Source organism: Spirosoma oryzae (genome assembly GCF_003002825.1).
In the GTDB taxonomy this organism is placed as follows: Bacteria; Bacteroidota; Bacteroidia; order Cytophagales; family Spirosomataceae; genus Spirosoma; species Spirosoma oryzae.
On record NZ_PVTE01000008.1, the window covers coordinates 201,162 to 223,129 of the forward strand.

Below are 21,968 nucleotides of genomic sequence, written 5' to 3' on the forward strand. Positions count from 1 at the left end.
CCTTTTGGGTTAGCCGCATAACCTAGTCGGGTAAGTTATAGAGTACAACGGGCTGTTATTGAGCCGCGCACGGCAGCTGCGGACCTTTGGTATACAAAACCGGCATGCCGGTAGCCAGTATCCCAAACGCCAGAAGCAATGCAGAATCAGTTACACCCGCCCACCGTCATTGAGCATACGACGGAGGCTTACCTGCCCCAGGTTACGGTTCGGGGGCAGCTCATCTATTGCTCGGTCGCGTTCGCCATTATCGCGGCTCTGGTAGCCCTTCCCTTCATTCGTACCGACGTGTCGGTGCAGAGCGCGGGCATCATCCGCCCGGTCGCCGAACGCAACGACCTTCGCCCGCTGGTAGCCGGTACGGTCGCGCAGGTGCTGGTACGCGACAATCAGCCGGTCAGGCGGGGGCAACCCATGATCCGGCTGCAAACGGACGTACTCGACACCAAACTGCGGCTCAACCGTTCGCAGCAGGCAGAGAAACTGCTTAACATTCACGATCTCGATCGACTCGTCCGGGCGACGCGTCACGACCTGCTGACTATCGCTGGACTGCAATCGCCCCTGATCCGGCAGCAGTATGAGCAATTTCGGTTTTTGCTGACGGAGAATGTGCAGACGCAGGAAAAGCGGAAGCACGAACTCGACGTCACGCAACAGCTCTATCAGGACAAAGTACTGGCGCGGCAGGAATTTGAAGACAAGGAGTTTGCGCACAAAACGGTTGTCGCGCAGTATGCCGCGCAGGTGGAGCGGCAGGTAAGCGACTGGCAGGCGAACCTGACGCAGCATCAGCTTGCCCTCGATGAGTTACGGGCGCAGGAACGGCAGCTCCTGAACGAACGCGACCTGCACACGATCAAAGCGCCCGTCGATGGAACGGTGAGTCAACTGGCGGGCCGCTATCCGGGCAGCTATGTACAGCCGGGCGAGGTGCTGGGTGTGATCTCACCGGATTCCAACCTGCTGGTCGAGTGCTACGTCTCGCCCAAAGACATTGGCCTGCTGCGCCCCGGCATGACCGCCCGGATGCAGGTCGACGCCTTCGACTACAACCAGTGGGGGCTGGTACAAGCCAAAGTCGCCGAAGTATCCAATGATGTCGTCGTCGTCAACGAACAGCCGGTCTTTAAAGTCCGCTGTCAGCTGGCGCGGAACTTTCTGACGCTGAAAGAAGGCTACAAAGGCTACCTGAAAAAAGGCATGACGCTGCGGGCCCGGTTCGTCGTTACCGAACGCAGCCTGTTCGACCTTCTCTACGACAACGCCGACGACTGGCTCAACCCCACACAGTCGCATACGCTGGCAAAAAACTAAACGTATCTCCCGGTCTAGGGTATACGGTTTTCAGCTCACGGTAGCCATCATATAGCATCCGTCGACGAGCATATCCGTAAACCGTATACCGAAAACTGAACACCAACATTTCCTCCCTCACCATGGCCAACCATACGATTATCAAACAGCACGATATTACCGATTGCGGGGCGGCTTGCCTGGCGTCGATATCGGCTCACTATAAGTTGATGATGCCCATTGCCCGCATCCGGCAAATGGCGTCGACCGATCAGAAAGGCACCAACGTACTCGGCATGATCGAAGCCGCTACCCGCTTGGGCTTTCAGGCAAAGGGGGTACGGGGTACGTTCGAAAGCCTGACCAAGATTCCCAAACCGGCTATTGCTCACGTCGTCGTCAAGGAAGTGCTGCACCATTTTGTGGTCATTTACGACGTCACCGACAAGCACATCGTCGTGATGGACCCCGGACCGGGCAAACTCATCAAACACACGCACGAAGAGTTCAAGAAAATCTGGACGGGCGTGCTGATTCTGCTCCTGCCCGACGAGCAGTTCGAAGCGGGCAACGAAAAAGTGTCGGCCATGCAGCGGTTCTGGCAACTGATCCGGCCACACCGCAGCGTGATGATACAGGCCCTGTTCGGCGCGCTGATTTACACCGTACTCGGCCTGTCGACGTCGATTTACGTGCAGAAAATCGTCGACAACGTGATCGTGGAAGGCAACCGAAACCTGCTCAATCTGCTCAGCGTCGTCATGATTCTGATTCTGGCTTTGCAGCTGTTTATCGGTACGCTCAAAAGCATGTTCGCGCTCAAGACCGGGCAACAGATCGACGCGCGGCTGATTCTGGGGTATTACAAACACCTGATGAAACTGCCGCAACAGTTCTTCGATACCATGCGCGTTGGGGAGATCATCTCGCGGATCAACGACGCCGTCAAGATTCGGGCGTTCATCAACGATGCCGCTACCAGCTTGGTTGTCAACGTATTCATTGTCCTGTTTTCGTTCGGCATGATGTTTACCTACGACTGGAAACTGGCGCTGATTATGCTGGCCGTCATTCCGTTCTACGCGGGTATCTACGTTGTCGTCAACCGGCTGAACAAGAAGCACCAGCGGACGCTGATGGAAGACGCGGCCGAACTGGAATCGCAACTGGTCGAGTCGCTCAACGCCATGGGTACGATCAAGCGATTCGGTCTGGAGTCGTTCGCCAACATTAAAACGGAGACGCGTTTCGTCAAATTACTGAAAACCATTTTCACCTCGGCCCGCAACTCGGTATGGTCGGGTAACGCGACGGAGATTGTGTCGCGGCTGTTTACGATTATCCTGTTGTGGGTCGGCGCGGGCTTTGTCATCGACAATCAGATCACGCCCGGCGAACTGCTGTCGTTCTACGCACTGATCGGCTACTTCACCGGCCCGGCCAGTCAGCTGATCGGCGCAAACCGTACCGTACAGGACGCGCTGATTGCCGCCGACCGTCTGTTCGAGATCATGGACCTGGAGCGGGAAGCCACCGAGAACAAGATCGAGCTACAACCGGAGATGCTGGGCGACATCCGCTTCACCGACGTGTCGTTTCGCTACGGCACCCGTACCCAGGTATTCGACAAGCTGACGCTGGTCGTACCGCAGGGCAAGATTACGGCCGTTGTGGGTGAAAGCGGCTCGGGCAAATCGACCATGCTGTCGCTGCTGCAAAACATTTATCCGCTGCAACATGGCAGTATTCACATCGGCGATTACGACATCAAACACATCAGCAACGACAGCATCCGCCGGCGGGTAAGCGTGGTCCCGCAGAAAATCGACCTGTTTGCGGGTAATGTCATCGACAACATCGCCGTGGGCGACTACCAGCCGAACATGCAGCGTATCATATCCATCTGCCAGCGACTCGGCATCACCGATTTTATTGAGAAACTGCCCAACGGTTTTCATACGTACCTCGGTGAAAACGGAGCCAGTTTATCGGGGGGGCAGAAGCAGCGAATTGCCATTGCCCGCGCCCTATACCAGAATCCTGACGTGCTGATTCTGGACGAAGCGACCTCCTCGCTCGACTCCGTTTCGGAGCAGTGTGTGCAGGAAACCATTCGCCACCTGCGCGAACACAACAAGACGGTAATTCTGATTGCGCACCGGCTCAGCACGGTGATGCACGCCGACAAAATCGTCGTAATCGAGCAGGGTAAACTTATCGAAGAAGGTACCCATACGGAGCTGCTGATGCGGGAAGGCGCGTATTACAAGCTGTGGGCGTCGCAGATGCCGCTAACCATTTCAGCACACCCGGCAACGACACTTAACCTGATGCAGATCAGCGCCAACGGCGATCAGTCGGCGGCTTCCGAATCGGCTATCACACCAGCCACCCTGACCGTATGAACCGCTTCCTCTACACCGCACTGCTGACGGGCTGGCTTGGATCAGCTTACGCGCAGCCGCTCCACACAGCCGGACAAGTTCCTGCCACAGACGAGCCTATTTCCGTCACAATGACGCTTGACCAATGCATCGCGCTGGCGATCGATAACCAGCCATCGATCCGGCAGGCGCAGCTTCAGCAACAACTGGCCGACAACACCGTCGAGCAGACACGCAAGAGCCAATTGCCGGTTGTGTCGGCGTTCACCAACCAGGGACAGAATTTTGGCCGCAACGTCGATCCGTACACCAATTCGATCACCAATTCGCAGATTGCCACCAGCACCCTGGGCGTCGGTGCCAGTTGGACGGTGTTCAACGGTTTTCAGCTAAAAAATACGCTTGCTCAACAAAACCTGACGGCTCAGGCCAGTCAGTTTGAGCTGGCAGCCACCAAAAATGCGGTGACGTTCAACGTGTTGCTGGCATATCTACAGGTCCTGACGGCGCAGGACCTCGACCGGGCCAGTATGATGCAGGTACAGGTCTCGCAGGCTCTGGTTGACCGCACCGAAAAGCTGGTGAAGGCCGGCACGACTGCCCCGTACAACCTGTATGACGCCCGGAGTCAACTGGCTAATGACCAGATTCAGCACGTACAAACCGAAACGAACCGTAAGACAGCCCTGCTGACATTACTTCAGTTGCTGAACCTGCCCGCCACGACCCAGTTGGTACTCGATCATATCAATGATCCCAGTACGGTAACGCCCCCAAGCCCTGGCAATGCCTATCAGGTATACAGTCAGGCCCAGACGTTTATGCCCGATGTGTTAGCCGCCAACTTGCGTACGAAGGCCAGTCAGCTTGGCCTCAAACTGGCAAAAGGATTAGCTTACCCGAGCGTCACGCTGAATGCCAGTTGGGGAACCTCCTACTCCAGTGCCGCCCGACGCAGTGTCATGACCGGCGATATGGTCGAGCAAACAACGACGGGCTTTGTCGACGTATCCGGGCAATCGTATCCGGTACGGGTGCTGACGCCCGTAACCGGCGCGGAGGACATCGCTTATTTCCAGCAGCTGACCAATAATCAGTACAAAAGCCTGACGCTGAGTATCCGTATTCCGATTCTCAACGGCTTTCAGGTTCGCTACCGCACGACCAACGCCCGCCTGCAACAGCAGCTCGCGGAATCGCAGGCCGAAAGTACCCGGCGGAATCTGCGACAAACCATCGATCAGTCGGTGACGCAGCAACAAAACGCCTACGATCGGTACACAGCCCTGTCGGCTCAGGTCACCACACTGACGCAATCATTTCAGGCGGCTGAAGCCCGGTACAACGCCGGTCTGCTCCCCGCCGTCGATTACAACCTGGCGAAAAGTAACCTCGACAAGGCAACCATCAGTCTGATTCAGGCGCGTTACGAACGTATCCTGCGCGACAGGATCGTTCACTTCTACCAAAGTGGCGCGCTATGATTTTTCAACACAGCGTACACAAAGGTTTCGCCATTCCTGGCCAGTGAGCAGCAGTAAGAACGCGGGAAACTGAATACAACCTTTGTGTTCCCTGTGCCTCTGCGTTGAAAAAATAATCGCGCTACCTTTATCCCCATTATGGCTGAACAGCACGATTATTTTGAGGATGTGTATCAGGTTGTCCGACAGGTGCCCCACGGGCGCGTGACAACTTACGGCGCAATTGCCCGCTATCTGAGCCTGCGGGCGGGAGCGCGGATGGTCGGCTGGGCCATGAACAGTTCGCACGGCCACAACGTACCCGCCCATCGGGTTGTCAACAGTGCGGGGGTTCTGTCGGGTAAGCACTTCTTCGGCGGCCCAACCATCATGCAGCAGCTACTTGAAGACGAAGGCGTACAAATCGTCGACGACCGCGTTGTCGACTTCCAGACCAAACTGTGGGACCCGTCGGTTGAACTGGCGCTGTAATTTTTCAAAGCTTCTGTCATCCCGACGCCAGGAGGGATCTTCTGTAACAGGCGATATTTTCAGCTAATCACCGAAGATCCCTCCTGGCGTCGGGATGACAAAAATCTACGCCAGCAGCGATTTTTTCTCGTTATACAGCTTCCAGACCAGTTCGCCGAACAGCGTATTGGCCCAGGCAAACCACTTGCGGGTAAACTTCGTCGGGTCGTTTTTGTGGAACGACTCGTGCATGAAGCCCGTGTTGGCATGGCAACGCTGAAGCATGTTCAGGCAGGTTTTAATTTCGCGATCGTCAGTGCTCGTCAGGGCGCGCAGGATGATGCTCATCGGCCAGATCATGTCCATACCCGCGTGCGGTCCGCCGATGCCTTCGCCCGCCGTTCCTTTGAAGAAAAACGGATTTTCTGCGCTCAACACGTACCGGCGTGTATTCTGGTAAATCGGGTCACTGACCGGCACTGAACCCAGATACGGCATCGCCAGCAGACTCGGCACGTTGGCGTCGTCCATCAGGTTATAACTGCCGAAACCGTTCACCTCGTAGGCGTAGATTTTGCCGAACTGCGGATGCGTTACAATGGCATGCGCTTTCAAAGCCGCTTCGACTTCGCTAGCCAACGACGTACAGGCGTCGGCAGCGGCTTTGTCCTTGTGAATGGCCTGAAGCATCTCAGCCGCCTGCCGCAGCGACACGACCGCAAAGAAGTTTGACGGAACCAGATACGGGTAAATCGTCGCGTCGTCGCTGGGGCGGAACATCGAGCAGATCAGTCCGTTGGGTTTAGCCGGGTAGCCGTAGCCACCCAGCGGCACGCCATCGGTTGCCCAGGTCGTCCGTCGTTCGAACTTGTACGGCCCATGCCCGTTTTTACGCTGCTGCTCACGGAACGTTTTGACGGTCAGCGCAACAGACTCCCGCCAGTCCTGATCGAAGGGCGTGGTATCGCCGGTACGCTTCCAGTATTGGTACGCCAGACGAACGGGGTAGCACAGACTGTCGATCTCCCACTTACGTTCGTGCAAACCGGGCTGCATGTCGGTTACGTCGTCTTTCCACTCGCTGACCTTGCTGGCATCCTTGTAAAACGCGTTGGCGTACGGATCTTTCCGGATGCACTGCACCTGCCGGTTGATCACCCCCGCGATCAGTTGCCGCAGTTTATCGTCGGTCTTGATCAGCGACAGATAGGGCGTTACCTGTGCCGTTGAATCGCGCAGCCACATCGCGTCGATATCGCCGGTGATAACATAGGTATCGGGCTTCCCGTTAGCGGTTGAAAAGTCGACGGTCGTATCGAGTGTATTCGGAAAACAGTTGCCAAACAGCCAGGCCAGTTCAGGATTTATCTTGCTTTGACTGACAGTCTGAATCGCCTTCTCCACGGCCGGACTCGTGAAGTTGCGGTCTTTCTCAGCCACGCGCACGACGGGAAAATCGGCACCGCCAGCGGCAAGGCTAAACGCCGGTCGGGCCAATACGCCAGCGGTTGCCAGCGAACTCTGTTGTATAAAATGACGACGGTTCATATCAGGTTAGTTTTCGGTTTACAGTATACAGTTTTCGGTTTGCAGAGGTCGCTCATTACCGTTCGGCTCCTCGAGCGACGAACCTCGCCACGATAGCCGCCGTGTGACGGACCATCGAAAACCGTGAACTGGATACCGTAAACCCATTTACAGGTTGCGTATGTATTTTTGCCCGCCCAGCGCGCGCATCTGCCGGGCAATCTGCCGGGTCCGACGCTGTACGTAGTTGGATGGGTTACGAATGGAAAGCAGAATAGGATTGGGCAGCACGGCAGCGATGCGGGCAGCCTCGTTTCGCGACAGTTCAGCCGCCGAATGATGGTAAAATCGCTGGGAGGCCGCTTCGACACCAAACGTCATCGGTCCAGTTTCGGCGACGTTCAGATAGACTTCCAGGATACGTCGTTTGCCCCAGATCAATTCGATCAGTACGGTGAAATAAACCTCCAGCCCCTTGCGCACATAGCTTCGCCCGCTCCAGAGAAACACGTTTTTGGCCACCTGCTGCGTAATCGTACTGGCACCACGGGGGCGTTTACGGTGTTGATTCTCCCGGATAGCATCCTGAATTTCATCGAAATCGAAGCCCCAGTGTCTCGGAAACGCCTGATCCTCCGAAGCTATCACGGCCAGAGCCGCTTCCTTGCTGATGTCGTCGTACGAGCGCCATTTTTTGTAGACGTGGCTACTTTCGTCGGTTCCGAACGTATCGATCCAGCGCGAGACAACCAGGGGTGTTACCCAGATCGGCACGTATTTGAGCACGACCACCGCACCAAACGACGTGATGAGCAGAAACACCACCACCCGCACCAGTAGCCAGTACAGCTGCGCCAGCACCGGTCGTTGGTGCATGAACTGCCGCACCTGCTGCCACCGTCCCGACGAGATTCGCTTACTCGATCCAGAGTAGTTCTTTCCAGAGCGGTTCTCGCCAGCCTGTCCCGCCTTCGGGCGGGGCTTCTGAACCGGTTTCAGGGGATTATCGTCTGGACTGCGAGGACTCATACACTAGTGGCGGAACTGCGAAAATGGGCATTTTTCGGCTAGACTCGGCAGCGACCAGCCAAATTTTCTCCTGAACCGGCACGGTCAGCAACTCACTCCTCAACAAACAGCGTAGCGGCTACCCGGTCGGCAAAGAGTTTACCAGCGGGGGTCAGTCGTAACCGATCGCCATCGCGCAGGAGCCAGCCGGTTTGGTACAGATTTGTCAGTTCACGCTGTAGCTGACCGGAAAAGTCGTTACCGAGCAGCGTATCGAGTTCGGCGATAGAACAGCCCCACTGTGTACGCAGGCCCGTCAGCAGATACTCATTTACCTGGTCGGCGACGGTCAACTCTTCAACAGTGGCGGGCAGTACACCCTGCCGAATATCAGCGATATAACGAGCGTTGTTGGCGATATTGTACTGCCGACTCACCCCATTGTATGAGTGCGCGCTCGGTCCGACACCCAGATACGGCCGGCGCTGCCAGTAGGCTGTATTGTGACGAGCATACTGGCCAGGTTTGGCGAAGTTCGATATTTCGTAATGCTCGTAACCCGCGTCGATCAGCGCGGCTGTCAATTGCTCAAACTGCGTAGCGGCCAGTTGTTCATCGATGGGCGTCAGCTTACCGCTTCGCTCCCACCGCCCAAAAGCCGTGTCAGGCTCGATCGTCAGCGCATAGGCCGACAGGTGTGGTACATCCAGCGCCAGCATGGTCGTCAGATCCGTTTCCCAGCTCGCATCGGTCCGGTTCGGAATCCCGTAGATCAGGTCAACACTTAGATTTGAGAAACCGGCCTGCCGCGCCCGGTCGACACTGGCCAGTGCTTCCTGCGCATTGTGCGCCCGGTTCATCCAGCGCAAACTTGTTTCATCAAACGTCTGAATGCCGATACTTAATCGATTGACGTAGCGCCGTAACATCGTTAGTTTGACGGCGTCAGTCAGATCATCAGGATTCGCTTCGAGGGTGATTTCAGCGCCGGTCGCAACGCTATACTGCTCGTGGATGGTCACGAGCAGGCGATCCAGTTCGGTCTCAGTGAGTAACGAGGGGGTTCCTCCGCCAAAATAGATGGTTTCGAGCGGCTGACTGGGCAGGTAAGCCTGCTGCAACCTGATCTCCGCACAGATCGCATCGACCAGGTCGGCCTTGCGACTCAGATTGGTACTGAAATGAAAATCGCAGTAATGACAGGCTTGCTTGCAGAACGGAATATGGATGTACAGGTGCATTGTACCCGTATGACAACGCACAGCGGCAATCAGTTCAGCGGCTTGCGTGGCGGTCTACAGCGACTTTTCCAGCACGATTTTCAGCCCGTATCGCCCTGGCTCGGTTTCGACGATCGCAAAACCTGACCGAATGTTCAGCAGCAACATACTCCGCCACTGATTGTAGGTTTTGGTTTGAACCGTTTTGTACCCCTGTGCCCGGCACCAGTCGTGCTGTTGGCGCATCAATTCAGCTGCGATGCCTTGCCCACGAAAATTCGAATCGACGCAGCCTAACCAGCTGTAAAATAAGCCCGGCTCACGTTCATAGCCGAGTTTGCAACCAATGATGCGGTTTGCTGAGCAGGCAAGCTGAACAAGCAGGACGGGGTAGTTTGCCGCAGCCAGCAGATCATCCCGAATGGCGTCGGGCGTCTGATTGGTGAATACGGCAGCAAGCAGGCCAATCAGTTCAGTAAACTGAGGCTCTGGCGGTAAGGTGGTAGCGGTTTCGTACTGAATGGTCACAAGACGAAGCTACGCGGTATGTGATGAAATGTAGCAGGTAAGGTCCACTCAATCCGGGCACTTTTTGCAGCGCTTACCTTTCTTGTACTTCTTGCAGCATGACTTCAGTACGCACTCAGTACCCATAAATGGGTTAGCCTTAACTGCCTGCCTGACCGAGGTGGTCAGCGTGTACTCGTCAACTGATACGACTTCCGTGTTCATTATACTAACTCGTTACGGAAGCAAAAGTAAGCTTATTTAGAACAAGTAAAAATTAAAATTTCAATTGTAGAGACGCGACCCTTCGCGTCTCAGCTGACGGATGGTACTGCCTGACGGATGATGAGACGCGAAGGGTCGCGTCTCTACAGTTGCCTGATTTCGGCGGTCATGTATAACTGCACTTCGCCACTGATGTAAACCCGATCGCCGTCAAGTTCGCAGCGCAGATAGCCACCACGGGGCGAAATCTGACGGGCGGTCATCGTGTTGCGCCCTAGCTTTTCGGCCCAATATGGAATCAGGGTTGTGTGCGCGGAGCCGGTAACCGGGTCTTCATCGACACCCGACTGCGGACCGAAAAAGCGGGATACAAAATCGACACTGGAGTCAGGGCCGGCGGGAGCCGTTACGATGATGCCCCGAGCCGGAATGCTGCTCATCTCCCGGAAATCGGGGTTGAGCCCTTTAACGGTCGCTTCGGAGTCATAGACGACCATATAATCAGACCGGCCTTTCAGCACGTCGACGGGCTTCACACCCAGACTGGCCATCAATGCCGGTGGTAGCACGTTTGCTTTATGGACGGGATCGGCGGGAAAGTCGAGCGTCAGCCAGTTATCGTCGGTACGGCTAACGTTCAGTCGGCCACTACGCGACTCAAAACTGATCGTATCCGTGGTCGCCTGTTTTTCCAGAAAAAACACGACGTAGCTGGTTGCCAGCGTTGCATGTCCACACAGATCGACCTCCACCGTGGGGGTAAACCAGCGGATGTGGAAGTTATTGTCGCCTTCCGTTTTGACGTAAAACGCCGTTTCCGCCAGGTTATTCTCAGCGGCAATTTTCTGCATCCGTTCGTCGGGCAGCCAGTCGGTAAGCGGGACTACAGCAGCCGGATTTCCGCAAAACAGCTGATCGGTGAACGCATCGAGTTGGTAGAGACGCATGGGGTTCAGGCGTTACGTGACGTAAAAAAGGTTAGTCAACAGGGTTAGAATTATACGTTTTCAACTCGGCAAATAACTCCGCCGACCAATCCGTCAGGGCGTCAAGCTTTCTGTCGGCAATAGCAAACTTCGGATCATCACGTTCGAAATCGGCTGGTACCGCTATGGTAATTGTTCCGGCGGAATGCGCCGACAGCACACCACTGCCCGAATCTTCAAACGCAATGCAATCGGTCGGGGAAACGCCAAGCCGACGGGCCGCGCCCAGGTAGACGTCGGGTGCCGGTTTGTTATTTGCTTCCAGTGTAGCCGAATGCCAGAGCGTCAGCCGATCGCGAATGCCCAGCCGGTCGATAACGACTTCGATCAGACTCATGGGCGACGCCGACGCGATGGCAACGGGAATCCCCCGTTCGTTGAAAAACGTCAGCGCGTCAATCGCACCGGGCATCGGGCCAGCATAGGCACCGATCCGCTCGTGCGCTCCTTCGGTGATCCGGTGAGCAATTTCCGCCAGCGTCGCGCCCGGCTCCTGCACCCACGGATGCCGTTGGTACCAGTAGTTTACCACGGCCGGAATAGGCATGCCCGTCGTTTGTTTACACTGATCGTCGGTTAGAAATAACCCGACCGTGTCAAACACAGCTCGTTCGGCCGCCCGCCAGTGGGGTTCAGAATCCACCAGTAGCCCGTCCATATCAAATAAAGCAGCGTGTATCAAAATAGCAGTTTTCAGTTTTCGGTAGCCAGTTTTCGGTATCTGCTCCGGAACAGGCTCATCGCCGTAAACCGCATGCAGAAGACCGTCAACCGGATTATAATTTTGCCGGCATGAAGGGACGGGTATCGACTTTGTCCCAGACCTGTTGTACAACGTAGGGATCACCCGCCAGATACGTCGCCAACTCCGCTTCCGACTCCAGATCGAGTACCAGCATCGAGCCAATCATACGGCCGGTCGGGTCAAGCAGCGCGCCCCCGATAACGAACTTCCCCAGCGCATTAAATTGCCTGACATAATCGAAGTGAGCCGCTCGTGCCGCCATCCGCCGGGTCAGTGCGTCGGCGTCGGTATGGTCATAAGCATGAATAACGTACTGCATACTGAACTGGGTTTAATAGGGGAAAGATACCAGAAGTTACCCCATGAATCAACAGGTAAGGTAGCCAGACACGCATCGGCCCGGCTGCGCTCCCGGTTTCCTGCGGAATCGCATGGCCAATCGAGAAAATCGGCCGTTTCTGCGTATTTTCCGGCTTCTATGCTTTTTTAGCCACTTTTTCAGCGAATGAATCGACTGCTTTACAGCCTGTTGCCGCTGCTTCCGCTCGTCTCCCTGGCCCAGTCCGGCCCGAGCCCCCAGCGCCCCGCCCTGACCATTGAATCGATCATGCAGGACCCTAAAATTAGCGTGGGCACCACCCCGTCTGCCCCATTTTGGTCCGATGATTCCCGAACAATTTATTTTAACTGGAATCCCGACCGCGCCAAAAACGATTCACTGTACAAGATTACCCTATCGGGAACCAGAACGCTGAGCCCGTCGAAACCGCAGAAAGTCAGCCCCGCCGAGCGCCTGGCCCTGCGTACTGATCCCAGCCCTATCTATAATCGTGCCCGTACACAACGCGTGTTCGAGTCACAGGGCGATCTGTTCTGGATCGACACGAAAACCGGTCGTATCCGGCAACTAACCAATACCGTCGACGCCGAAACCGAACCCCGTTTTAGTGGCGACGAAAAGCGGGTTACGTTCCGGCGTAGCGGCTCAAATTTATTCAGCATCGACCTGACGACCGGTGAACTCGTCCAACTGACCGACTTCCGACCCGGTGCGAAAAAGAGCGAACCAAAGCAAAATGACGAAGAAGCGTTTTTGAAAGCCGAGCAGCTGCGCCTGTCGACAGTCGTAACGGAACGCAAGGAGCGAAAGGACGAGGCCGAACGACTCAGCAAGCGCAATCGCCCGAAACGCCCGAAAGAGATTTACCTCGACGACAAGCAACTGGTTGGTCAGCAGCTTAGCCCCGACGGACAGTACGTCACCTACCGGGCCATCAAAAGTGCGTCGGGAGCTAAGATCGCGCAGGTTCCCAATTACGTGACCGAGTCTGGCTTTACCGAAGACATTCCAACCCGCGTTAAGGTAGGTGCTCCCCAGTCGACGCAGGAGTTTTTCGTGTACGACGTTGCGAAAGATACTGTCCGAACGCTCAGTGTCAAATCGCTGATCGGCATCACGGATCGTCCGGCTTACCTGGCCGACTACCCAAAAGCGAAAGCCGATACGGCGAAGAAGCCACGACCCGTTACGTACAGCAACGTCGTCTGGTCGGAAGACGGTAAAGTCGCCGTGGTCGTCATCCGGTCGGGCGACAACAAAGACCGCTGGATCACGCGGCTCGACCCTGCGACGCTAACGCTGACGGTTCTGGATCGGCAACACGATGACGCCTGGATTGGCGGACCGGGTATCGGCGGGTCGTTTTCGCCGGGCAGCATGGGTTTTCTGGCCGATAACCATACCCTCTGGTTTCAATCGGAAGCCGACGGGTATTCGCATCTCTACACCGTCGACGCGCTAAATCCCGGTACGAAAAAGCAGCTGACATCGGGTAAATTCGAAGTACAGGAAGTCCGGCTGTCCAACGATAAGCGGTCGTTCTTTCTGCAAACCAACGAAGTACACCCCGGCGAACAGCATTGGTACCGGATGGCCGTAACGGGTGGTAATCGTACCCGATTAACGACCATGCCGGGCGCAAACGACGCGCTGTTGTCTCCCGACGAAACTCACATGGTCATTCGGTATTCATCGGCTACAAAACCGTGGGAGTTTTACCTGAGTCCCGTTGCAAGTACAGCCTCGCCGATTCGCCTGACCGATTCGCAGACGGAAACGTTTAAAAGCTACAGCTGGCGCGAACCGACGTATGTGACGATTCAGGCCCGCGACAACCAGCCAATCTACGCCCGGCTGTATAAACCGTCACAACCAACCGGAAAGGCCGTCGTATTCGTCCACGGTGCGGGTTATTTGCAGAATGCACACAAGTGGTGGAGTCAGTATTTCCGCGAGTACATGTTCCATAACCTGCTGGTCGACAAGGGCTACACGGTACTCGACATCGATTATCGGGGTAGTGCGGGCTACGGTCATGACTGGCGAACGGGGATCTACCGGCACATGGGCGGCAAAGACCTGACCGACCACGTTGACGCCGTGCAGTGGCTGGCTAAAACGCAGGGCGTCGACGCCGGAAAAGTAGGCATTTACGGCGGCTCATACGGTGGCTTCATCACGCTGATGGCCATGTTCACGACACCCGACGCGTTCAAAGCCGGCGCTGCCCTGCGCCCTGTTACCGACTGGGCTGCCTATAACCATCCGTACACGGCCAACATCCTGAACGAACCGCAGAACGATTCGCTGGCTTATCGCCGATCGTCGCCGATCAATTTCGCCGAAGGCCTAAAAGGAAACCTCCTGATCTGCCACGGCATGGTCGATGTCAACGTGCATTTTCAGGATGCGGTCCGACTGTCGCAGCGCCTGATCGAGCTAAAAAAAGAGAATTGGGAACTGGCCCCCTACCCCGTCGAAGACCACGGCTTTATCGAACCGACCAGTTGGATGGACGAGTACAAGCGTATCCTGAAACTATTCGAAGAGCGATTGTAAGTCAGAAGTAGAGGAAAGAGAAAAGACACAAGAAGAAAGATACGTTTTGTGGCGTCTTTCTTCTTGTGTCTTTTCTCTTTCCTCTTCAGCTAATTCTTTGTTTTCATCGACTCGAACAACTCCAGCGACCGACGCATGAACAGTACCTCCGATGGAACATGCTTCAGTTTTTTCAGCGTCACCAGACTGATCTGACTGGCCCCCTGCTTCTGCATTCGTGCGCAGGTTTGCTGTGAAATGAAGTACGGAATCACCTCATCTTCATCACTATGAATCAGATAGGTCCGACCCTGAGCTGCCCAGTTGGTCAGATCGTTGGTTAGCAGGGCCTTACCAAACGTAGACGTCGAATTGCGCACATCAGCCCGAAACTGGTCGGTACAAAGCTGATCGAAGCTGACGGTGAACGACCGGGCACTGTCGAGCGACGTGGTGAGTTGTTCGGCGTAGGGCGACTTAAAGTAGTAGTTAAGCGGCTTGTTACCGTTGTACAGCTTGTTATACACCATCGTCTGCCAGACGTACAGGTAATTGACCACCCCGGCACTTGGGGTTGTCTGATGGGTAATGTAGTCGAAAAACGACGCCATAGCGTACGGACCCGATCCACAACTGGTGCTGGTCAGGGGCAGCTGGTCAGCATACTGTTGTTCGATCAATTGCTGCGCCGACAAGGTAGCGTAACCACCTTCCGAAAATCCCGCCAGAAATAGTTGGCCGTTCCACAGTTTGGTTGCGCCGGCCTGGCTGGCGTTAGCCTGATCGGTCCGCTGCTGAAGCCACTCCTTCGTTGCCCGCAGCATATCGACACTCGCGTGGGCCAATGATGCCCGGTTTTCGTAGGGATGCGCAATACCACTGGCGTCGCCATAGCCTACATAGTCGGGACAGGCTACGATATAGCCGTGCGTGGCAAAGTAGATCGGATACGAAAACGTGGGGGTCGCATAGTCATAGCCCGACGGAACCTCTGTGTTGGAGAATGCCGTCGGATGCTGGTAGCCCAGCAGGGGCATAGACTGACCTCCTGTTGCCTGAGTCGGCAGATACACCACACCCGATGCCGTAACGCGGGTGCCATCTTCCAGGGTTGTGTAGTACGTCAGCCGCTGCATAACCAGGCTATATGAACCGGGGGTGTACACCAGCGAATCGTTGGGCGCTTTCAGCGTCTTCAGCACCGCATTCGAATAGGACGCCATCGGTGCGCTTTGGATCAGAACCGGGTCGGGTTTCACGTCATCCGGCTGACAGGCAGCGACGATAAATATGAAAAGAACGGCAATCAGGCAAACAAAACGATTCATAAACAGCCGCATAAGCACGGCAACAAACGGTGGTAAACTACTTGGTATGGATTAAGACAATCCACTGCCAGTACGCTCCAAGTCATCAGATTCGTGGCATTCATCCGCTGGGTAATCGACGGAATGGCTCAGAACATAAGACTTAACCGGCAACAGGCGCGTCACGCAAACGCGTTAATCGCCACGCAAATTTGCTCAATTTCGGTCAATTTCACAGCTGAGTTGAGCGGTAAGCTTAGCACCTCGCGGTGTAACTGTTCCGAGATTGGAAAGGACAGCGTGTTCAGTGACGCGTAGGCGCGTTGCCGATGGGGCGGCACGGGGTAATGCACGTCGGTGCCGATTCCGTGATTCTGTAGCCAAGTACGGAGGTTATCCCGCCGGGGGTGTCGAATGACAAACAGATGCCACGCATCCTGATCAATCTGATCGGCCGGGGGCAGTTGTACGTCCGGTTGGTGGATGTTCGTCAGATAATACCGGGCCAGCATCCGGCGGTGCTCGTTCTCCGACGGTAGCGACAGCAACTTTACCGACAGCACAGCCGCCTGAAGTTCGTCGAGTCGGCTGTTTTGCCCAATACAGTCATTGACGTAGCGTTGGGTAGAACCGTAGTTGCGGAGCGCCCGCAGCCGGTCGGCCAGCGCGTCGTCGTCGGTGGTAATGGCTCCGGCATCGCCCAATGCCCCCAGATTTTTACTGGGATAAAAGCTCCAGGCAGCCGCGTCGCCCAGTTGCCCGGCCCGGCGCTCGCCATAGCGTGCCCCGTGCGCCTGTGCGGCATCTTCCAGTATCCGCAGGTCGTACCGCTCGGCCAGTTGCCAGATCGGCGTCATCAGGCAACAACGCCCATATAGATGCACGGGCAGAATCGCCCTTGTCCGACTCGTAATGGCTTCCTCAATTCGGCTGGTGTCCAGCAGATACGTCTGCGGATCGGGTTCAACCAGTATCGGAACCAGTCCGGCCTGACTGATGCTCAGGATGGACGCGATGTATGTATTCGCCGGCACGATCACCTCACTACCAGCCGGAAAATTCCAGGCCATCAACGCTAGTGTTAATGCATCGAGTCCGTTGGCAACACCAATGCAATGCCGGGTACCCACCGTCTGCGCAAAGGCACGCTCAAACGCCTGCACTTCGGGGCCCATCACGTACCAGCCCGATGCAACAACCCGATTGACGGCAGTCTGCACGGCGGCCTCATGCGGCAGATTAACGAGTTTCAGGTCAAGAAACGGAATCATCGGGTACACAACAGCACTGGCTCATCCACCAGACGGCTACCTGGATACGGCTCGTAGATATAATCGGCGGGATCGTAAGGATGATTCGATACGACGAGCAGGACTGCATCGTTGGTAAATTCGTCCATGATGTGCCAGTCTTCCGGGTCCAGGACCAGACACTGCTGCGGATCGGCCAGATAGTAGGTTGTTTCCTGCTTACCGTTATGGTTGTAGACTCGACAGCTTCCGTTCAGGCAGATCAGCGCATTGACGGTCTGTACGTGCCGGTGGCCGGCGCGCGGCTGTACACCGGCACCGTAAATGTAAAAAACACGCTTTATCCCACCCGGCAGTATGTCGTCGAAGACAGTCAAATGGCCAGATTCGGATGAGTAGGTCTTTAACTGGTACAATTTTGCCATGCCGTGCGGGTAAGTAATTTCCTAGTAGATAGATTATATACGCGTAGTAGATTATACTACCTTTTTAGAACGACGTCAAATATATTCATTTATCGGTTTCGGACTGATACGCCAGTGTTAACCTTAGTCAGCGCGCACTTCTTTGCAGATAAAGCGTCTCAAACGTGATGAATTGGCACGAACCGGCTTATTTCGCCTTATAATTCCCCGTCGTATGACAACCCGAACCATCCTGTTGACCCTACTAGGATTAGGACTACTTGCTTTCCTTTACGTTACCTTTTTCAGTGAATCGACCAGCGCCGACGCGTCGGTCGATCCGGTTCGCTACCGGCAGGAACTCCTGGACAAGCGGACGAAAAAAGACGAGGACTTTCGCAGTGACTCCGACTCGCCCGTTCCCGACAAGGCAACATTTAACGGACTCTCCTACTTTGCACCCGATCCGGCCTACCGGGTAACAGCGCGGCTGGAACCCTTTGCCGACAAGACACAGAAGCTGGTTGTCCGGATGAGCGACGGTAGCGAAGAGGTGTACGAAAAATTTGCCCACGCCGTCTTCCGGCTGAATGGCGAAACGTGCCGGCTGCTGATCGTCAAAGTCGATGATACCTATTCGATCCTGTTCCGCGACCTGACTTCGGGCCAGGAAACGTACGGCGGGGGGCGCTATCTGGAACTCGATCCAAAGCAGTTGACCGATACGCAGGCAATACTGGACTTCAACACAGCCTATAATCCCTACTGCGCGTACAATCCGGGGTACGCCTGCCCGTTGCCGCCCGCTGAAAACAAACTTCCTGTAGCCGTAAAAGCCGGCGAACGCTACACGCACCAGCCTGAAACAGCACGTATGCCCGACAGCAGCCGGAAATAACGTACTGATGAGCGAACCGGACCCGTGTTCTGTCCGAAACCAGCCATCCGACGGCTTTACCACCAATGAACCCGTCGCTTTCTGCGTTCTTCCTTTCGCTGGTCTGCTCTTCTCCTTACCTTTGCATTTTTATCGCAATGCCGCCGTATGGAGATTTCCTATAAATGGTTACAAACGTTCATTGATTTACCCGAGTCGCCCGAGGAAGTTGGCAAACGACTGACCGGAACGGGTCTCGAAGTCGAAGGTGTCGAGCGGTTCGACGCGGTGCCGGGTGGGCTCGACGGGCTGGTCGTGGGCGAGGTGCTGACCTGTACCAAACACCCTGATGCGGATGCACTCAGCCTGACCACCGTCGACGCAGGCGATGCGGAACCGCTGTCTATTGTCTGTGGTGCGCCCAATGTAGCTGCTGGTCAGAAAGTTATCGTAGCGAAAGTGGGGGCGACGCTTTACCCGGCGGGTGGTCAGCCGTTTACGATCAAGAAAGCAAAGATTCGCGGAGCCGCGTCGGAAGGCATGCTCTGTGCCGAAGACGAAATTGGCCTTGGGCAGTCGCACGCGGGTATCCTGGTGCTCGACACCCCACTGCCAAACGGCACCCCGGCTGCCCGCTATTTCAACCTCGAAGCCGACTATCAGATCATCATCGGCCTGACGCCAAACCGCATCGATGCCGCTTCGCACCTGGGTACCGCCCGTGACCTTCACGCGGTACTGAACCGGCCGTTGCGGTTGCCCGACGTCAGTGCCTTCGCCGTCGACAACACCGACTTTACGCTGGATGTGCGCGTCGAAAACGTCGACGCCTGTCCTCGCTATACCGGTCTGACCATCAGCAACCTGACCGTCGGTGAATCGCCCGACTGGCTCAAACAGCGCCTGCGGACCATCGGTATCAACCCGATCAACAACGTTGTCGACATTACCAACTTTGTTTGTCACGATCTGGGACAGCCGTTGCATGCCTTCGACGCTGATAAGATTACGGGCAATCAGGTAATCGTAAAAACGGTACCCGCCGGTACGCCGTTCGTCACCCTCGACGGTACCGAGCGCAGCCTGACCGACACCGACCTGATGATCTGCAACGCCGAAGGACCAATGTGCATCGCGGGTGTATTCGGTGGGAAGGAATCGGGCGTTACCGAGCAGACGACCCGTATCTTCCTGGAGTCGGCATACTTCTCGGCCCAGTCAGTGCGCAAAACGGCGCAGCATCACCGGCTCAAAACCGACGCGTCGTTTCGCTTCGAGCGGGGCACCGATCCGAATATGCCGGTGTTCGCCCTGAAACGAGCCGCCCTGCTGATTCAGGAAGTCGCCGGTGGTCAGATTACGTCCGACATTACCGATCTGTATCCCAGCCCGGTTGAGCCGTTCCGGGTGCCAGTGCGCTACCGCAATATCGACCGGCTGATCGGGATTCAGATTGCGCACGACGAAATTAAGCGCATTCTGACCGCGCTGGACATCGAACAGGCCGACGAAACGACGGATGGCTTCACCGCCGTGGTCCCCCCCTACCGGGTCGACGTGACGCGCGAGGCTGATGTGATCGAAGAGATTCTGCGCATCTACGGCCTCGACAACATTCCGCTGTCAACAAACCTGTCGGCCGAATCGCTGACGGAGTTTCCGAAAAACGACGTCAATCAGTGGCAGAACCGGGTCGGCCAGCAATTGACGGCGGGTGGTTTCTTTGAGATTCTGACGCTCTCGCTGACGCGCCCGGCTTACCACGAAGCCATTCGCACCAGCTTACCCGGCACCGACGTCACGCTGCTCAACCCGTTGAGCGAAGAACTGTCGGTAATGCGGCAGAGTATGTTATTCTCGGCCCTCGAAACGCTGGCTTATAACCTCAACCGGCGGCAAAAGGATCTGCGCCTGTTTGAGTTCGGTAAAGTCTATTTCCAGACGACTACCGACGAAGGCACGACCAAATATACCGAGCGTATGCGGCTCAGCCTGACCATGCTGGGGAACCAGCAGGCGGAAAGCTGGCAGCAGAAAAGTCAGCCGGTGGCGTACACCGATCTGGCTGCGGCCGTCCAGCGCGTCCTGAATCTGTTCCGCATCGGCCCCGACCAGGACCGTAAAACCGATACGCAACCCGCCGACCCAACCCTGTTTCAGTACGGCCTGACATACCTGCTTAATAAAAAACCGGTCGTGAGTCTGGGGCTTGTCCAGCCACGGCTGACGAAGCTGACGGACCTGAAACAACCCGTTTTCTACGCGGATTTCGACTGGGACTATCTGATGAAACTGGGTAGCCCGAAAGTCCGTTACCAGGAAGTACCCCGCTTCCCCAGCGTCCGGCGCGACCTGTCGCTAGTACTCGACAAGAGTATCGCGTTCGAACAGATCGACCGGCTGGCGCATCAGACCGAGCGCAAGTTGCTACAGGGCGTCAACGTGTTTGACGTATTCGAGGGGGAATCGCTCGGTACCGACCGGAAAGCGTACTCTGTCAGCTTTGTTCTCCAGGACCCGTCGCAAACCCTGACCGACGCCAGCATCGATAAAACGATGCAGCGCCTGATGAGTGCGTTTGAGCGGGAATTGGGTGCCGTGATTCGCAAATAAATGACCCGTCGGTCGGTAATGCCAGGGGGCATTACCGACCTCTACTTCTCCCCACCACGATGAACCCGAATGGAATCAACGAGTTTCAGTTATGGGCGCTGATCGATCAGTTGCAGGGCAACATCGTCCAGTTGAAGGAAGAAGTCAGGACCGCGCAGCGATCGATCGAGAAACTTCAGCGGGAGCGACGGGAAGCAAAGGGCGAGTTGGTACTTAAGGAGCGGGAAATAAAAAAGCTGGAGAAAAAGCTGGCTGATTCAAAGAAAAAACCATCAAAGTCGAAAGAATTTGGTAAGATTGTAAGTAACAATCTGTCTGCGACAGATCCGAATACCGAACTAAAGCAGCAACTCGACGAATACATTCGGACTTTAGACCGATGTATAACGCACTGGAGTAATTTGTCATAACTAATAACTGTTCCTGGCTAATGTCAACCAAGCCGACCTCAGCCATAGAAGAAAGACCTGTAAACGTCAAAATTGCCGGCATAGGCTACAAAATTCTTGTAGAGCCGGAAACGGAGGCATTTGTCAGAAATGCCGCTGAACGCTTGCAGCAATTACTGGATGAATTGCGGGACGAGGGCATTGACAATCCCCACGAGGCTATGATGCGCGTAGCATTCGACGGGCTGGTCAATAAATTCAGAAGCGAACAACAGGGGCAGCAATTACAACAAATGTTATACAAGCGAATCGCACACCTGGATAACGTCGTCACGTCGGCGTAGTCAGACAGGCTCGTGTACTTGCTTGTATACGTCGATATAATTCATCACCGAATCAACTAAACAAAGCCGATTAG

At 55.6% G+C, this 21,968-nt stretch carries 19 protein-coding genes; 9 read left to right on the plus strand and 10 right to left on the minus strand.

Going from position 1 to position 21,968, the window contains the following annotated elements; genetic code table 11:
- Positions 1 to 138: 138 nt before the first annotated feature.
- The 4 genes from CLV58_RS11505 (at position 139) to CLV58_RS11520 (ending at position 5,635) form a co-directional block, all read left to right on the plus strand.
- The gene (locus CLV58_RS11505; RefSeq protein ID WP_106137957.1) at positions 139 to 1,317 is read left to right on the plus strand and encodes an HlyD family secretion protein; all 1,179 of its coding nucleotides are present in this window, start codon (positions 139 to 141) and stop codon (positions 1,315 to 1,317) included.
- Between the two features lie 122 nt (positions 1,318 to 1,439).
- The gene (locus CLV58_RS11510) at positions 1,440 to 3,701 is read left to right on the plus strand and encodes a peptidase domain-containing ABC transporter (protein ID WP_106137958.1); all 2,262 of its coding nucleotides are present in this window, start codon (positions 1,440 to 1,442) and stop codon (positions 3,699 to 3,701) included.
- Positions 3,698 to 5,164, plus strand: coding sequence for a TolC family protein (locus CLV58_RS11515; RefSeq protein ID WP_106137959.1), 1,467 nt, complete (start codon positions 3,698 to 3,700; stop codon positions 5,162 to 5,164). Before CLV58_RS11510 ends, CLV58_RS11515 begins: the two co-directional genes overlap by 4 nt.
- Before the next feature lie 138 nt (positions 5,165 to 5,302).
- Complete coding sequence (locus CLV58_RS11520) at positions 5,303 to 5,635, plus strand: MGMT family protein (protein WP_106137960.1); 333 nt, start codon at positions 5,303 to 5,305, stop codon at positions 5,633 to 5,635.
- A 105-nt stretch (positions 5,636 to 5,740) separates the two neighbouring features.
- On the opposite strand, the gene CLV58_RS11525 is transcribed toward CLV58_RS11520, so the two are convergent.
- The 7 genes from CLV58_RS11525 to CLV58_RS11555 all read right to left on the minus strand — a co-directional run bounded on the left by CLV58_RS11525 (position 5,741) and on the right by CLV58_RS11555 (position 12,151).
- Positions 5,741 to 7,162, minus strand: coding sequence for a glycoside hydrolase family 125 protein (locus tag CLV58_RS11525; protein WP_106137961.1), 1,422 nt, complete (start codon positions 7,160 to 7,162; stop codon positions 5,741 to 5,743).
- Positions 7,163 to 7,309: 147 nt separating this feature from the next.
- A complete protein-coding gene (gene mtgA / locus CLV58_RS11530) occupies positions 7,310 to 8,170 on the minus strand; it encodes a monofunctional biosynthetic peptidoglycan transglycosylase (RefSeq protein WP_245882304.1) in 861 nt (286 codons plus the stop codon).
- Between the two features lie 92 nt (positions 8,171 to 8,262).
- Complete coding sequence (gene hemW / locus CLV58_RS11535) at positions 8,263 to 9,390, minus strand: radical SAM family heme chaperone HemW (RefSeq protein WP_106137962.1); 1,128 nt, start codon at positions 9,388 to 9,390, stop codon at positions 8,263 to 8,265.
- 54 nt (positions 9,391 to 9,444) lie between these two features.
- Positions 9,445 to 9,897, minus strand: coding sequence for a GNAT family N-acetyltransferase (locus tag CLV58_RS11540; RefSeq protein WP_106137963.1), 453 nt, complete (start codon positions 9,895 to 9,897; stop codon positions 9,445 to 9,447).
- 347 nt (positions 9,898 to 10,244) lie between these two features.
- Complete coding sequence (locus CLV58_RS11545; protein ID WP_106137964.1) at positions 10,245 to 11,048, minus strand: PhzF family phenazine biosynthesis protein; 804 nt, start codon at positions 11,046 to 11,048, stop codon at positions 10,245 to 10,247.
- A gap of 31 nt (positions 11,049 to 11,079) precedes the next feature.
- Positions 11,080 to 11,769, minus strand: coding sequence for a hexitol phosphatase HxpB (gene hxpB / locus CLV58_RS11550; RefSeq protein ID WP_106137965.1), 690 nt, complete (start codon positions 11,767 to 11,769; stop codon positions 11,080 to 11,082).
- A gap of 94 nt (positions 11,770 to 11,863) precedes the next feature.
- A complete protein-coding gene (locus tag CLV58_RS11555) occupies positions 11,864 to 12,151 on the minus strand; it encodes a YciI family protein (protein ID WP_106137966.1) in 288 nt (95 codons plus the stop codon).
- Positions 12,152 to 12,337: 186 nt separating this feature from the next.
- Between CLV58_RS11555 and CLV58_RS11560 the strand changes: the two genes are divergently transcribed.
- Complete coding sequence (locus tag CLV58_RS11560; RefSeq protein ID WP_106137967.1) at positions 12,338 to 14,731, plus strand: S9 family peptidase; 2,394 nt, start codon at positions 12,338 to 12,340, stop codon at positions 14,729 to 14,731.
- 89 nt (positions 14,732 to 14,820) lie between these two features.
- Here CLV58_RS11560 and CLV58_RS11565 read toward each other — a convergent pair whose 3' ends face one another.
- From CLV58_RS11565 to CLV58_RS11575, 3 genes are all read right to left on the minus strand, one after another.
- On the minus strand, positions 14,821 to 16,038 hold the full coding sequence (locus CLV58_RS11565; RefSeq protein ID WP_106138010.1) for an alpha/beta hydrolase: 1,218 nt from the start codon (positions 16,036 to 16,038) through the stop codon (positions 14,821 to 14,823).
- Between the two features lie 161 nt (positions 16,039 to 16,199).
- On the minus strand, positions 16,200 to 17,288 hold the full coding sequence (locus CLV58_RS11570; protein ID WP_106137968.1) for a DegT/DnrJ/EryC1/StrS family aminotransferase: 1,089 nt from the start codon (positions 17,286 to 17,288) through the stop codon (positions 16,200 to 16,202).
- Positions 17,285 to 17,692, minus strand: a complete 408-nt coding sequence (locus CLV58_RS11575) for a sugar 3,4-ketoisomerase (RefSeq protein WP_106137969.1) — start codon at positions 17,690 to 17,692, stop codon at positions 17,285 to 17,287. The genes CLV58_RS11570 and CLV58_RS11575 overlap by 4 nt, the downstream gene beginning before the upstream one ends.
- Positions 17,693 to 17,906: 214 nt before the next feature.
- On the opposite strand from CLV58_RS11575, the gene CLV58_RS11580 reads away from it, so the two are divergent.
- From CLV58_RS11580 to zapA, 4 genes are all read left to right on the plus strand, one after another.
- Positions 17,907 to 18,569 (plus strand): DUF1684 domain-containing protein, encoded by a 663-nt coding sequence (locus CLV58_RS11580; RefSeq protein ID WP_106137970.1) that lies wholly within the window; start codon positions 17,907 to 17,909, stop codon positions 18,567 to 18,569.
- A gap of 147 nt (positions 18,570 to 18,716) precedes the next feature.
- Positions 18,717 to 21,161, plus strand: a complete 2,445-nt coding sequence (gene pheT, locus CLV58_RS11585) for a phenylalanine--tRNA ligase subunit beta (RefSeq protein WP_106137971.1) — start codon at positions 18,717 to 18,719, stop codon at positions 21,159 to 21,161.
- A gap of 59 nt (positions 21,162 to 21,220) precedes the next feature.
- On the plus strand, positions 21,221 to 21,571 hold the full coding sequence (locus CLV58_RS11590; protein ID WP_106137972.1) for a hypothetical protein: 351 nt from the start codon (positions 21,221 to 21,223) through the stop codon (positions 21,569 to 21,571).
- Between the two features lie 20 nt (positions 21,572 to 21,591).
- Positions 21,592 to 21,894 (plus strand): cell division protein ZapA, encoded by a 303-nt coding sequence (gene zapA, locus CLV58_RS11595; RefSeq protein ID WP_245882306.1) that lies wholly within the window; start codon positions 21,592 to 21,594, stop codon positions 21,892 to 21,894.
- Positions 21,895 to 21,968: the final 74 nt, after the last annotated feature.